The 13,454-nt window shown below is 60.6% G+C and carries 13 protein-coding genes; 5 read left to right on the forward strand and 8 right to left on the reverse strand.

The genetic code is table 11. The features are described from left to right. Nucleotides 1-166: 166 nt before the first annotated feature. Together HMPREF2708_RS09305 and HMPREF2708_RS09310 are read left to right on the forward strand one after the other, a co-directional pair. A complete protein-coding gene (locus HMPREF2708_RS09305) occupies nt 167-1,324 on the forward strand; it encodes an S-(hydroxymethyl)mycothiol dehydrogenase (protein ID WP_070834236.1) in 1,158 nt (385 codons plus the stop codon). Then, entirely contained in the window at nt 1,321-1,953 is a 633-nt protein-coding gene (locus HMPREF2708_RS09310; RefSeq protein ID WP_016423101.1) for an MBL fold metallo-hydrolase, read from the forward strand. The genes HMPREF2708_RS09305 and HMPREF2708_RS09310 overlap by 4 nt, the downstream gene beginning before the upstream one ends. Before the next feature lie 49 nt (nt 1,954-2,002). Here the strand turns inward: HMPREF2708_RS09310 and dnaG are convergent, their stop codons facing one another. After that, on the reverse strand, nt 2,003-3,934 hold the full coding sequence (gene dnaG, locus HMPREF2708_RS09315) for a DNA primase (protein ID WP_083321944.1): 1,932 nt from the start codon (nt 3,932-3,934) through the stop codon (nt 2,003-2,005). Between the two features lie 120 nt (nt 3,935-4,054). Between dnaG and HMPREF2708_RS09320 the strand changes: the two genes are divergently transcribed. Next, entirely contained in the window at nt 4,055-4,573 is a 519-nt protein-coding gene (locus HMPREF2708_RS09320) for a guanyl-specific ribonuclease (RefSeq protein WP_070834032.1), read from the forward strand. A gap of 4 nt (nt 4,574-4,577) precedes the next feature. On the opposite strand, the gene HMPREF2708_RS09325 is transcribed toward HMPREF2708_RS09320, so the two are convergent. Beyond that, the gene (locus HMPREF2708_RS09325) at nt 4,578-5,870 is read right to left on the reverse strand and encodes a deoxyguanosinetriphosphate triphosphohydrolase (protein ID WP_016423106.1); all 1,293 of its coding nucleotides are present in this window, start codon (nt 5,868-5,870) and stop codon (nt 4,578-4,580) included. Nucleotides 5,871-5,898: 28 nt separating this feature from the next. On the opposite strand from HMPREF2708_RS09325, the gene HMPREF2708_RS09330 reads away from it, so the two are divergent. Further along, nucleotides 5,899-7,923, forward strand: a complete 2,025-nt coding sequence (locus HMPREF2708_RS09330; RefSeq protein WP_246840403.1) for a TPM domain-containing protein — start codon at nt 5,899-5,901, stop codon at nt 7,921-7,923. Nucleotides 7,924-7,931: 8 nt separating this feature from the next. Here HMPREF2708_RS09330 and HMPREF2708_RS11030 read toward each other — a convergent pair whose 3' ends face one another. From HMPREF2708_RS11030 to HMPREF2708_RS09345, 3 genes are all read right to left on the reverse strand, one after another. Further along, nucleotides 7,932-8,177, reverse strand: coding sequence for a hypothetical protein (locus HMPREF2708_RS11030; RefSeq protein WP_038626020.1), 246 nt, complete (start codon nt 8,175-8,177; stop codon nt 7,932-7,934). A 158-nt stretch (nt 8,178-8,335) separates the two neighbouring features. Beyond that, nucleotides 8,336-8,905, reverse strand: coding sequence for a hypothetical protein (locus tag HMPREF2708_RS09340; protein WP_048732687.1), 570 nt, complete (start codon nt 8,903-8,905; stop codon nt 8,336-8,338). Next, nucleotides 8,905-10,290, reverse strand: coding sequence for a glycine--tRNA ligase (locus tag HMPREF2708_RS09345; protein ID WP_070834034.1), 1,386 nt, complete (start codon nt 10,288-10,290; stop codon nt 8,905-8,907). Before HMPREF2708_RS09345 ends, HMPREF2708_RS09340 begins: the two co-directional genes overlap by 1 nt. 190 nt (nt 10,291-10,480) lie before the next feature. Between HMPREF2708_RS09345 and HMPREF2708_RS09350 the strand changes: the two genes are divergently transcribed. Continuing rightward, nucleotides 10,481-10,975, forward strand: a complete 495-nt coding sequence (locus tag HMPREF2708_RS09350; RefSeq protein WP_049181323.1) for a Fur family transcriptional regulator — start codon at nt 10,481-10,483, stop codon at nt 10,973-10,975. Between the two features lie 31 nt (nt 10,976-11,006). Here the strand turns inward: HMPREF2708_RS09350 and HMPREF2708_RS09355 are convergent, their stop codons facing one another. The 3 genes from HMPREF2708_RS09355 to era are packed head-to-tail and all read right to left on the reverse strand — an operon-like array spanning nt 11,007 to nt 13,453. Next, on the reverse strand, nt 11,007-11,729 hold the full coding sequence (locus HMPREF2708_RS09355; RefSeq protein WP_016423112.1) for an isoprenyl transferase: 723 nt from the start codon (nt 11,727-11,729) through the stop codon (nt 11,007-11,009). 28 nt (nt 11,730-11,757) lie between these two features. Further along, complete coding sequence (gene recO / locus HMPREF2708_RS09360; protein ID WP_070834035.1) at nt 11,758-12,507, reverse strand: DNA repair protein RecO; 750 nt, start codon at nt 12,505-12,507, stop codon at nt 11,758-11,760. A gap of 4 nt (nt 12,508-12,511) precedes the next feature. Next, on the reverse strand, nt 12,512-13,453 hold the full coding sequence (gene era / locus HMPREF2708_RS09365) for a GTPase Era (RefSeq protein ID WP_048732786.1): 942 nt from the start codon (nt 13,451-13,453) through the stop codon (nt 12,512-12,514). Between the last annotated feature and the right edge of the window lies 1 nt (nt 13,454).

Raw genomic sequence — 13,454 nt, forward strand, 5'->3', positions numbered from 1 at the left:
CCATGACATTGTTGTGAGTTCTTGAAACCACACAATCCGCGCAATCCGCGCAATCCGCGCAATCCACGCAATCCGCGCAATCTCACACGGTCCAACGAAGCCCCGAGCAGTACTGAAAACACTTTCCATCATGCACTATTCATACCGCGTTCATACGATGGGGCTTATGCCTGAACAAACCAACGGAACCGAAAACACCGAGCAAACCGCACGCGTTGTTCGCGGCGTTATCGCACGCGAAAAAGGCGCACCTGTAGAACTTACTGATATCCACATCCCGTCCCCGGGCCCGAGCGATGTCATTGTCGACATCCAGGCCTGCGGCGTCTGCCATACAGACCTGGCTTACCGCGACGGCGATATCACCGACGAGTACCCGTTCTTCCTCGGCCACGAGGCTGCAGGCGTGGTCTCCGAGATTGGCGAAGAGGTCACGCATGTTGCCGTCGGCGATTTCGTCGTCCTCAATTGGCGCGCTGTCTGCGGCGAGTGCCGCGCCTGTAAGCGTGGTGAGCCACAGTACTGCTTTAGCACTTTCAACGCCTCCAAGCCCATGACGCTTGCCGACGGCACCGTCCTCACCCCAGCCCTTGGAATCGGCGCTTTTGCGGATGCCACCCTCGTCCACGAGGGCCAGTGCACCAAGGTCGATTCGGCAGCCGATCCGGCCGTTGCGGGTCTGCTTGGCTGCGGCGTCATGGCCGGCATCGGTGCGGCCATCAACACCGGCGAGGTTAAGCGCGGTGAATCAGTAGCCGTCATCGGCTGCGGTGGCGTTGGTACCGCCGCTATCGCCGGTGCCAAGCTGGCTGGCGCTAGCACGATTATTGCCATCGATATCTCGGACGAGAAGCTCGACACCGCCCGCGAATTCGGCGCCACCGAGACCATTAACTCTGCGGAGCTGGCTAAGAGCGATAAGGGCACCGGGGAAGAGGATCCCGTCGTTAAGCGAGTGCGTGAGCTGACCGACGGTTTCGGTGCTGACGTCGTGATTGATGCGGTCGGCCGTCCGGAAACCTACAAGCAGGCGTTCTACGCCCGTGACCTGGCTGGACGTGTTGTTCTGGTCGGCGTTCCGGCACCGACGATGGAGCTGGACATCCCGCTGGCGGATGTGTTTAGCCGCGGTGGTGCGCTGAAGTCGTCCTGGTACGGCGACTGCCTGCCGGAGCGCGACTTCCCGATGCTGGTAGATCTGTCGTTGCAAAACCGCCTACCGTTGGAGGGCTTCGTAACAGAACGCATTGGCATTGAGGATGTTGATGAGGCTTTCGAAACTATGAAGGCCGGTAAGGTACTGCGATCGGTGGTGACGCTGTGAACAAGGATTTGAGGGTCGACCACGTTCTCACGTCGGGCACGTTCTCGCTCGACGGTGGCACGTGGGACGTAGACAACAACGTATGGGTGCTCGGCGATGACCGTGAGGTCATTGTCATCGATGCGGCGCATGAGGCGCAGCCGATCATTGATGCGGTGGATGGCCGCAAGGTAAAGGCCATCGTGTGCACCCACGCACACAACGACCACATCACTGTGGCACCTGAGCTGCAGGAAAAGCTCGACGCTCCCCTGCTGGTCCACCCGGGCGACCAGATGCTGTGGGAGCAGTCCTGGCCGAACCTCGCGCACGAGGACCTCGCACACGGTCAGCGCCTGGAGATTGCGGGCACGGAGGTTGTCATTATTAACACTCCGGGCCACTCCCCTGGCTCGTGCTGTCTGTACGTGCCGGAGGCCGCGGAGCTGTTCTCTGGGGACACGCTGTTTTCCGGCGGTCCTGGAGCGACCGGTCGGTCCTACTCGGATTTCGACACGATCATTAACTCCATCCGCGACAACCTGCTGACCCTGCCTGCGGAAACGACTGTCCGCACGGGTCATGGCGATCACACGACGATTGGTCGCGAGGCTCCGCACTTGGAAGAGTGGATTCGCCGCGGCTACTAGTCGCTAGCTGCTGACGGGTGGCTGGCGCCTAGAAACTGCTAGCCACTAGCTACTCAAATACGACCTTGACCGCCTCTGCTTGCAGTTCGCGGCGGTACTGCTCCATCGCGAGCAGGTCCGCGAACAGCGAGTTGTAGGCGGTTTCGTCGTCTGAGGGCCGCATCCGCGAGAGCATCGCTTTCAGCTGTGCAATCTGGTCGCCGACCCACACTTCCTGCAGTCGCGCCAGAATCGCCTGCGCATACGGGCGCAAGGTCTCCTCATCGACGGCGATTTGCTCCACGCCCAGCTCAGTCACGAGATGCTTGACGACGTCCTCCCGCGCCTGATCCATAATTGCGGTCGCCCAACTATGTGGCTGTGTGGCCGCTTCCCCGCAGGCACCCCCGGCGGCCATGATGGCGTCGAATACCGCTCGGTAGGTCGGATGCCCAAAGGTCTCGGGTGCGAGCGCATCGAATACCGGACCGGTGGTGGCGGGCTCCTGAATTGCCAGCTTGAGGGCCTCACGTTGCGCATAAAGCACAGGGTCCCGCGGATTTGGATACGGCAGTGCCGGGTTGCGCCGGCGCCGCGCTTCCTCCGCCTCTTCGCGGGCACGGGCCTCTTCTTGGCGACGCTGGTAGGGGGTGCGCTTTTCATTCTGTGGCCGACTGGCCTCCTCGCGGACGCGCTGCACCAGCTCGGCCTCATCATTCCAGCCGATCCAGCCGGCAACTTCGCGGGCATACTCATCGCGCAGCGCCGCGTCCTTGAGCTGGGCCAGGACAGGCACCACGCGGCGCAACCCGGAGACCCTGCCATTAGCGGTGGTCAGGTCATAGTCGGCCAGAAGCGTGCGGAGGACAAATTCGATCAATGGCCGTCGTGAAGCGACGAGATCGCGCACTGCGGCCTCGCCCTTCTTCTGGCGCAGATCGCACGGATCCATGCCGTCCGGCGCGACCGCGACGTAGGACTGGCCGGTGAAATTCTGCTCGCCCTCGAAGGCGCGCATGGCGGCCTTCTGCCCTGCCTCGTCGCCGTCGAAGGTGTAGATGAGTTCGCCGCGGAAAAAGTTGTCATCGAGCATGAGACGGCGCAGCAGCTGGAGGTGTTCCTCGCCGAAAGCGGTACCACAGGAAGCAACGGCAGTAGTCACACCCGAGGCGTGCATGGCCATGACGTCGGTGTAGCCCTCAACGATTACGGCCTGGTGGCCAGCAGCAATGTCCTTCTTGGCCAGATCCAGGCCGAAGAGCACCTTGGACTTCTTGTACAGCATGGTCTCGGGCGTGTTCATGTACTTGCCCAGATTGTCATCGTCGAAAAGCTTGCGGGCACCAAAGCCGATGACATCGCCGGACATATTGCGAATCGGCCACATGAGACGACGGTGGAAACGATCGATTGGCCCCATACGCCCCATCTTGGAAAGACCCGCCTTATCCAGCTCCTCGAAACTAAAGCCCAGGCGCTGCAGGTGCTTGGTTAGAGTGTCCCAACCGGCCGGCGAGTAGCCACAGCCGAACTGGGCCGCATGCTCGGCAGTGAAGCCACGATTTTCCAGAAACTCGCGAGCGGGCGCTGCCGCTGGAGTCGAAAACTGCTCGCGGTAGAACTTCTGTGCCTCGCGGTTTGCGGCGATGAGACGCTGGCGGGTTCCCGGTTCCTCGCGACGGCCCGTGCCGCCGCCCTCATAGTTAATGTGGAAGCCAATTTTCTCCGCACAGGCTTCGACAGCCTCCGGGAAAGACAGGTGTTCCATCTCCATGAGAAAGCTAAATACATCACCGCCCTTGCCAGTGGAAAAGCAGTGGTAATAGCCATGATTGGGGCGTACGTGGAACGACGGCGTGCGCTCGTCTTTAAAAGGCGAAAGCCCTTTCAAAGAATCCGCGCCAGCCGGTTTGAGGTTCACGTATTCCGCAACGATCTCCTCAATCGGAGTCCGCTCGCGGATTGCCGCGATATCGGAGTCCGGAATTCTTCCCCTAGCCATGAAAATAACCTTACCCAACCCGTCCAATCGACTCCGCCGTAGAGGTTTCGCTTAACGACGAGCCGCCCGCGCCCAACCCAAAAACGTGCCGGCGGCAGCAGATATGGAAAGATACTAGCCATGGCTGAGTGGAAGAAGATTGCGAGCGGCGTAGGCGCTGCCGCTCTGGTGCTGGCTGGTAGCTATCTCGGGCTCGATGGCGGAGATCAGAACTCTACGGCATCCGAGAACTCACAGGGGTCGCAGAATTCCGAATCGCAGACTTCCGCTGCGCCCAGCTCGAAATCGAGTCCGAAGCCTGGCACTAATTCGGGCAGCAACAAGGCTGGTGCCAAGGGTGCCACCTGCGCAGTAGATACTCTGCCGCAGGAGGCCGACGATGTTATCGACCGCATCCTGACCGACCAGGACCACATCTATTCGCAGCACGACGGCAAGCACTTCGGCAACTACGAGGGACGCCTGCCGAGGCAGCGCGGTGACTACTACCGCGAATACACCGTGACCACCCCGGGCAATTCCAGCCGCGGTGCACGTCGCATTGTTGTCGGCGGCGGTTCCGAAAATGACCCGGATGTCTGGTACTACACCGACGACCACTACGAGAGCTTCTGCGAAATTCCTGACGCGGAGGACTAGACAACTATCCCCACGCCGCGGCCACACCAGCAATCTGGCGATCAAGCCGCTCTACACGAGACTCCGTCATCGACGCTAGCTGATCAACGATTACCCGCAGCCGCGCTTGGTCACTCTCCGCGCGGGAATAGAGCCACTGGAACATCGGATCAAGCGTTCCCGGAGCACCCTCCTGCAGATACTCGGCCACCCGGAAAAGGCGATCGCGCTCACGCTCCTGACGGCGAATATGACGCGGAAGATCCATCACGTACAACACGGCGATGGTCTTCAGCATGGTGACCTCCGCCAGAATCGAGCTGGGCACGGCGAGGTCCGCGTCGTAACGCCCGAGCGGAAGCGTCGATCCGGAGGCAGCACGCGTACCCGCGACGGAAGCAGTGACAAAACGGCCGACCAACTCCGAGGTCATCCGTTTCAGCGCAACCAGCGAGCGCAGCGAACCATCATAGGACGCCGCAGCTGATACCACCGGCAAGCTGGCAAGACGCCCGGCAGCTTCGACGAGCTCCGCTGGATCGCCACCAAATGCGGCAGCACCCTTATCAGCGAGCGCGGCCAGTTCCACCGTGTCCCACAAAACGCCCAGATCAACGCGGCCAGATACGATGCCATCCTCGACATCGTGGACAGAATAGGCGACATCGTCAGACCAGTCCATAATCTGCGCCTCAAGACACTGCTTGCCGTGCGGAACGCCCTGTCGAATCCACTGCAAAATCGCGGCATCTTCCTGGTAGGCCCCGTACTTGTGGCGGAGCTGACCATCGGGACCGATTGGCGTCCACGGGTACTTACAAGCGGCATCGAGCGCCGCCCGAGTGAGATTCAATCCGCACGGCTCACCCGTACCATCGAGCACCTTCGGCTCGAGGCGAGTAAGAATACGCAGCGTCTGAGCGTTGCCCTCGAACCCGCCGCAACCAGCAGCAATCTCGTTGAGGGCGCGCTCGCCATTGTGGCCATACGGCGGGTGCCCGATGTCATGCGTCAGGCCGGCCAGCTCTGCGAGATCCTCATCTGCACCCAACTCGCTGGCGATTCCACGGGAAATCTGCGCGACCTCCAGCGAGTGAGTCAGGCGTGTGCGCGGAGTATCGCCCTCCCCTGGCCCCACAACCTGGGTTTTGTCAGCCAGCCTGCGCAGCGCTGCGGAGTGCAGGACGCGGGCGCGATCTCGTGCAAACGCCGCCCGGTGGGATTCCAAGGACTGCACCCCGGGCAGCAATGACTGCTTCGGAGACTCCTCGACAATACGAGCGAGTTCAAAAGATGAATACGAAAATTTACCGGCCACGTAATTATTGTTACGTATCCTTGTAGATATGTCTGACAGGAATCGCGTGTTTCGCCCCCTTTACCTTGCCGCATCGGGTGCTTTCCTCGGCCTGAGCATGCCGCTCATCACAGCTGCGATACCAACACAGCCGCCGGTTCATGCACCTGCATCGCTACTGGCACTCGCACCGTCAGCACCGTTGGCGCACGCCGAAGCACCGGCGGATGTGTCAGGTGACGTGGACGATCTCGCAGGTGTGCTGAGCGGCAGCGAAGAGGCTCGCTTAAAGGAGCAGATTCAGCAGCTCAAGACCGACAAGCGGCTCCTGTTCTCGGTGTTTTACATCAAGAGCTTCGACGGCATTCAGGGCGAGCAATGGGCGCAGCAGGCCTGGGAGCACCTCGGCGCTGCTGACAACCGCGGTGTCCTGGTCGTCGCCGTGGAAGACCGCAACCTAGGCGCGTTCGTCGGCAACTCTTTCCCCAGCAACGCAGAAGCCGTCAACAGCGCCGCTCAAGGGCAGTTGTTAGAGGACGACAACTGGGCTGCTGCGGGCGAAGCTGCCATCGCCGAGGCAGGCGGTGGCAGCGGCTCCGCCGGTGGGTGGGCGCTCGGCGCCGGCCTCGGTGGTGCCGCCGTTGTCGGTGGCACCACCTGGGCCGTGGGCCGTCGCAATAAGAAGAAGCGCGACGAGGAAGAGATTGCTCGTGGCCGCAACATCGACCCCGGGGATGTCTCTTCGCTGGACTCGCTGAGTACCAGCTCGCTCGATGTTCTTGCGCGCGATGAGATTGTCAGTACCGATGAGTCCATCCGCAAGGCCAGCACCGAGCTCGACCTTGCTCGCGCTGAGTTCGGCACCGAACGCATCCGCAGCTTCGACAACGCACTGAAGCACTCTCAGTCCACGCTCGAGCGCGCATTCACCCTTCGCCAACGGCTTGACGACGGCTCCGTAGCCGACGAAATCGAGCGCCGCAGTGTCCTGCTGGAGATTATCTCCACCTGTGGTGTTGCGGATGACCAGCTCGACGGCGAGGCCGCAAACTTCCAGAAACTCCGCCAGGAGTTGATGAATGCTGAAGCGACCATTTCGAAGCTCACTCAGCGAAGTGTCGAGCTGCGCTCTCGTATGCCGCGTGCCGGCGAAATTCTCGACGGTCTGCGCGCACGTTACGAAGAGCAGATGCTCAGCTCTGTGACCGACAATATCGACATGGCCACGGAGCACCTTAATCAGGCTGACCAGTCAATGACTGAGGCCCACCGCATCGCTGACCTGCCCGCCGGTGAGCAAGGTGGTCTGATCGATGCGCTGTCGGCCACCGACTTTGCGCTCACACAGGCAGAGAGCTTGCTAAGCGCCATTGAACACGCCGATAGCGATATTCACGCTGCAGCCGCTGGACTGGCTTCCCTTATCGCCGAGGTCCGCGGTGAAATCGATGAGGCCTCGCACCTGATGTCGGCACCGCAAGGTGCCAACATCAACCGCGAGCGTCTCAATGCGGCCATCGAAGCAGGCCGTGAAGCACTCGGCGTGGCAGCCAATAAGTCCGAAGTGGATCCGCTGAGTTCCTGGACCGCACTGACCGATGCCGATGAGCTGCTCGACGAAGCCCTGGACTCCGCTCGAGACAAGGCCGCATCGTTCGTCCGAGCTACCGCCACTTTGCAGCACAGCATGCAAGATGCCGACAACCACATTCGCGCCGCAGCTGACTTGATTGCTACCCGCCGCCGTGTGGTTGGCGCAGAGGCTCGCACTCGCCTCGCAGAGGCACAGCGTGCTTACGGCTCTGCTCAGGGCTTGGCCAACGACGATCCGCGAAAGGCGTTGGCCTACGCACGTCGTGCGCGCAAGCTCGCGGCTGAGGCCGCTGACTTGGCTCGCCGTGACATCCGCCGCTACCAGGATCAGCGCCGCGGTGGCGGCAGCAACGGTTCGATGGTCGCCGGCATGGTGCTGGGCAGCATGCTCAGCAACAACAGCGGCTTTGGAGGCAGTATCGGCGGTTTCGGCGGAGGTTCGAGCCGACCAGGCGGCTCCGGCAGCACAATGGGCTTCTAGATTCCCGCCTAAATTCGCATCTGGCGTGGTCCATCCACAGACCACGTCGCCAGTGCGGCGGCAATCAGCCAGTCTTCGAAACTCCCCCGGAAGTCTCCCTCCTGGGCATAGACGCCAAATACCCCTCGGCCTAGGCTGTCCTCTCTGACGATTCGGGCGAGCTCATAGCCTGGGCGCTCGATGTCGAAGACCGTACGAATTCCCCGTCCTTCTCTGTTGAGGACGAAAGACTCCCCCTCGTCCGAATTCGTCATTACTAGCGCGTTCGTGCTAAAAAAGCGGGCTTTCACCTGCCAACCACGCCCTTGTGGCGAGGTGATCCAAAAAGCACTAAAGACCCCGTCCTGACAGCTCCAACCGTCGGACAGGGCCTTTTTGTTCTCGTCGTAAACGACGCCGTCTGCAATAGTTGCTACACGATCCACACCCAAATCATATAGGCAATCAGCAAGAGCAAGCAGACAGTGAGAATCCAGGTTGAGGAAACCATGCGGGACTCCAGCACTCGACGAGCACTGTAGACCAGGAAGATTTTCTCCTCTTCCGGCAGCGCACGGCCTTCGTCGGTGTCGAACTGCACCTCTGCGTGGCGCACGCCACGGGACGCACCGGTAAACTGGCCCCACTTCTCGCCGGTCTTTGCATTCTCAATGACGTAGTTCGTCGATCCCTCACACACCAGCTTGCCTTCGGGACGATCCGGCCCAAAGGTCACTGAAAGCTGCTTGGCTCGCGAAATCTTGTCACGGTCAGCAGCAACGGTCGAGAACACACGACCGTCGGGAAGCGTGGCGGAAACACGGTGATTAGCAGAGGCATCAATGACCCACTCCCCTTCCGGGGTGTTGAGGCGATCGCCCTGCTCATCACGGCTGTACGTGCCTATTTCGGTGCTTTCCTTCAGAATCGGCCAGGTTTGCTCGGATTTTTCCCGGGAGCCGTCGCCGAGACTATAGGATTCCCAAAAAACTTCTTCGGCCATTAGCAGCCCACCAGGCGAGCTGCGAGGTAGCCTTCCAGCTCGTCAATCTTGACGCGCTCCTGCTCCATGGTGTCGCGGTCGCGGACGGTCACAGCGTTGTCTTCGAGAGTATCGAAGTCAACGGTGACGCAGTACGGGGTACCAATCTCATCCTGACGACGGTAACGACGGCCGATAGCACCGGAGGTGTCGTAATCGACGGCCCAGTGCCGGCGGAGCTTGTCCGCGACAGCCTCAGCAGTCGGAGTCAGGGTGTCCTTCTTCGACAGCGGCAGAACTGCAACCTTAACCGGCGACAGACGCGGGTCGAGCTTCAGCACGGTACGGGTGTCGGTGCCGCCCTTTGCGTTCGGCACCTCTTCCTCGGTGTAGGCATCGCACAGGAAGGCCATCAGGGCGCGGGTCAGGCCGAAAGACGGCTCGATGACGTACGGGACGTACTTTTCGCCGGTGACCTGGTCGTGGTAACGCAGATCTTCCTTAGAGTGCTCGATGTGGCAACCGAGGTCGTAGTCAGTTCGGTTGGCGACACCCATCAGCTCGCCCCACTCGTTGCCCTGGAAGTGGAAGCGGTACTCGAAGTCAATTGTGCGTGCAGAGTAGTGCGCGCGCTCGTCCTTCGGAACGTCGAACTGACGCATGTTCTCCGGGTTAACGCCGAGGTCGATGAACCAGTTCCAGCAGGCGTCGACCCACTCGTCGAACTTCTCTTCAGCCTGGTCCGGTGCGACGAAGTACTCAATCTCCATCTGCTCGAACTCGCGAGTACGGAAGATGAAGTTACCCGGGGTAATCTCGTTGCGGAATGCCTTACCGGTCTGGCCGATACCGAACGGTGGCTTCATACGAGCCGTGGTCATAACGTTCTTGAAGTTGACGAAGATACCCTGAGCGGTCTCCGGACGCATGTAGTGCAGGCCCTGCTCATTGTCGACCGGGCCGAGGAAGGTCTTCATCAGACCGGAGAACATCTGCGGCTCGGTCCAATCGCCCGGCTGACCGGTCTCCGGGTCCGGAACGTCTGCCAGACCATTGGCCGGCGGGTGACCGTGCTTGGCCTCGTAGGCCTCCAGCAGGTGGTCAGCGCGGTAGCGCTTGTGGGTGTGCAGAGACTCCACCAGCGGGTCAGTGAAGGTAGCGACGTGACCGGAAGCTTCCCAGACCTGGCGCGGCAGGATAATGGAGGAATCCAGGCCGACGACATCCTTACGGCCGGTGACGAAGGTCTTCCACCACTGGCGCTTGATGTTTTCCTTCAGCTCCACACCCAGGGGACCGTAATCCCATGCCGAGCGGGTACCGCCGTAAATTTCACCACACGGGTAAACGAATCCCCTGCGCTTACACAGGTTGGCGACGGTATCGACAACTGACTTAGGTGCCACGGTCTAGACCACTCCTTATAAATGGCTTCGCATCGCACACCACACGCCTTTTCCGGACACTCGATTCAGCCCGTTCCGTGCGGCGAACGACGTAATGAAAAGCAAAATGTACTGACCCCGAGAGGCCAGTTAAAAGTTCCCCTATACTCTAGCGCATCTTGTCCCACCGATACCGGGTAGTGTCGTTTACATGGCTGGCGATGATATGCACGAAGTTAGTTCTGGCGAAAACCCACGTGGTACGGGCTCCCCCGCTAGCCCCGGGACGCACGCCTCCGCGCGGCCGGCCGCAACCCGCATCGGCCAGCGCAGTACTCGCCAACGCCGCGCCGTCGTGTCGATTATGAGTGAAGCTCCTAATTTTCGCTCCGCTGCTGACATTCATAAGTCGCTGACGGAACGTGGGGACAAGGTCGGCTTGACGACGGTCTATCGGACGCTCCAGTCCCTTGCAGAAATGGACATTGTCGATGTTCTGCACAATGCCTCCGGGGAGGCTCTCTACCGGCTGTGCGGTGACCACCACCATCATCACCTAGTCTGCACCGATTGCGGCAGCACCGTTGAAGTCGCTGGCGGACCCGTCGAGCAGTGGGCTCACAGCCTGGCGGAGGAGCACGGTTTTAATCTGACCGGGCACACTGCCGAGGTCTTCGGCCTGTGCAGGGACTGCCAGAAGAAGTAGCCCAGCTCCCCTCCCCAAAAAAATACCGGCTCTAGGCCTTGCCGAACCTACGGTCGCGCTTGGCGTACTCCACCACTGCGGCGCGCATGTCATCCCGACCGAAATCCGGGAAAAGCTTGTCCTGATAGACCATCTCCGCATAGGCGGACTGCCAGATCAAGAAGTTGGACGTGCGCTGCTCACCCGACGGACGCAGGAACAAATCAACATCCGGCATAGTCGGCTCATCCAGGAACTGTGCGAAAGACTTCTCAGTCAAGTCATATTCGCTGAGCTCCCCCGCTGCTGCCTGACGAGCAATCTCTCTAGCAGCGTCAACAATCTCAGCGCGACCACCGTAGTTGACGCACATATACAGAGTTAGCGCGTCATTGTCCTTCGTCTGTTCCTCGGCGATCTCAAGCTCCTTAATCACCGAGCGCCACAGGCGCGGACGACGCCCTGCCCAACGCACGCGAACGTTCTTCGAATCCAACTCATCACGGCGTCGGCGCAGCACATCACGATTAAAGCCCATCAGGAATCGGACCTCATCGACAGAACGGCGCCAATTCTCAGTGGAAAATGCGTAGGCCGACAGGTGCTTAACGCCCATCTCCAAACAAGCATCGACGCACTCCATCAGCACGGCTTCACCGCGCTTGTGCCCCTCGGTGCGCTTGAGCCCACGCTGCTCGGCCCATCTACCATTGCCGTCCATCACAAGCGCGATGTGATTGGGCACGAATTGCTGCGGTACAGGAGGATTCAACACGCTTCCTATTGTGCCCCACCGCTACTATTTACTGCCAAAAAGCATCCACGTGTTCCAGCGCCGGCACCCGGCGGCCCAGGTAGTACTGCAGGTACTTCGCCGTTAGGGTACGCGCCGTCGCCATCCGCCCCTCAAATTCGCTTGACGACGTATCGATGCCCGCCCATTGCTCATGAGCAAGCTGCCACATCAGATGCAGAACCTCGGTCGGCGGAGTATCTGCACCCGGTGGCCTGCAGTTAGTGCACACTGCTCCACCCAGTGCGGGAGAAAACGCATGATGAGGCCCGGCTTTGCCGCAGCCTGCGCATTCAAAGAGGCTTGGCTGCCAACCGGCCTGTGCCATTGCCCGCAGGATGTAGGAGGTCAGCAACAACTCGGGGCGATGGCGACCGGCCGCAACGTCGTCGAGCGATTGGGTGGTGAGATCCCACAATTCGGGAGCCGGCACTTGTTCCTCGCCGACAATACGTTCGGCGACGTCCAGGACTGCACACGCACAGGTGTAGCGCGCATAGTCGTCGACAAGCGGTGCCGCCCACGTGCGCACGGTATCTGCGCCTGCGATAGTGGACAGCCCCCGGCGTGGGTAGATATTGACATCCACGTCGACGAATGGTGACAGGCGGGAGCCGAAGCGGCTCTTCGCTCGGCGCACGCCTTTGGCGACACCGCGGACTAGGCCGTGGTCGCGGGTGAAAAGGACGATGATGCGGTCGGCTTCGCCGAGGTCGTAGCGGCGTACGACCAGCGCACGGTCGCGATACGGCTCGACCAATTTTTTAGAATCCCAACTTGCCCAGCTGCTTCGGGTCCGACTGCCAGTCCTTCAACACTTTCACGCGCAGGTCAAGGTAAACATTCTGACCAAGCAACGCGATGAGTTCCTTACGAGCCTTGTGAATGGTGGTGCCCATGCGTCGACCGTCGCGCCCCATGAGAATGGACTTCTGCCCCGAACGCTCGACATAGATAACGGCGTGGACGTCCAGGACGCCTTCGCGGTCCTGGCTCGGTAGCACCTCATCAATCTGGACTGCCACAGAGTGCGGCAACTCATCGCGCAGACCGCCGAGGGCCGCCTCGCGGATGAGCTCTGCCATCCGAGTGTGCAGATCCTCATCGGTGATGTGACCCTTTGGGTACAGTCGCGGTCCCTCCGGCAACTGGGAAGCCATGACATCAATCAGCGTGTTGATGTTCTCGCCGGACTTCGACGACAGTGGCACCAGCTCAGCATCCGGACCGAGCAACTCCTGCAGCTCAATCAGGCGCTCGATAATGGTGTCGCGAGAGACCTTATCCACCTTGGACACAATGCCCATGATGTTCTTGCAACCTTTGGAGACGTTCTCGTAGATCCAACGGTCACCGGGGCCAATTTTCTCGTCGGCAGGCACGACCAGCGCGACCAGATCCACATCGGAATAGGTCTCCTGAACCATGTCATTCAGGCGCTCACCGAGCAGCGTGCGTGGCTTGTGCAGACCGGGCGTATCCACGACAACAATCTGGCAGTTCTCGCGGTGAACCACACCGCGCACCGGGTGACGCGTGGTTTCCGGCTGATTAGCGGTAATAGCGATCTTCTCGCCCACCAGAGAATTGGTCAGCGTGGACTTACCCGTGTTCGGACGTCCCACAATGGAAACGAACCCGGAGCGAAAGCCCTCCGGCGCGCTGTAATCATCAGCATCGCCGCCAAGTCCGGCATTGGCCAGCATG

This window comes from Corynebacterium sp. HMSC073H12, from assembly GCF_001837775.1.
GTDB classification, from domain to species: Bacteria; Actinomycetota; Actinomycetes; order Mycobacteriales; family Mycobacteriaceae; genus Corynebacterium; species Corynebacterium amycolatum.

Bases quoted from the DNA above. Each gene is read 5' to 3' on its own strand.
- dnaG (WP_083321944.1), bottom strand. From the start codon at position 3,934: ATGGCTAGGGGAAGAATTCCGGACTCCGATATCGCGGCAATCCGCGAG.
- era (WP_048732786.1), bottom strand. From the start codon at position 13,453: ATGCTGGCCAATGCCGGACTTGGCGGCGATGCTGATGATTACAGCGCG.
- HMPREF2708_RS09330 (WP_246840403.1), top strand. From the start codon at position 5,899: ATGTCTGACAGGAATCGCGTGTTTCGCCCCCTTTACCTTGCCGCATCG.
- HMPREF2708_RS09340 (WP_048732687.1), bottom strand. From the start codon at position 8,905: ATGGCCGAAGAAGTTTTTTGGGAATCCTATAGTCTCGGCGACGGCTCC.
- HMPREF2708_RS09350 (WP_049181323.1), top strand. From the start codon at position 10,481: ATGGCTGGCGATGATATGCACGAAGTTAGTTCTGGCGAAAACCCACGT.
- HMPREF2708_RS09305 (WP_070834236.1), top strand. From the start codon at position 167: ATGCCTGAACAAACCAACGGAACCGAAAACACCGAGCAAACCGCACGC.
- HMPREF2708_RS11030 (WP_038626020.1), bottom strand. From the start codon at position 8,177: ATGACGAATTCGGACGAGGGGGAGTCTTTCGTCCTCAACAGAGAAGGA.
- HMPREF2708_RS09320 (WP_070834032.1), top strand. From the start codon at position 4,055: ATGGCTGAGTGGAAGAAGATTGCGAGCGGCGTAGGCGCTGCCGCTCTG.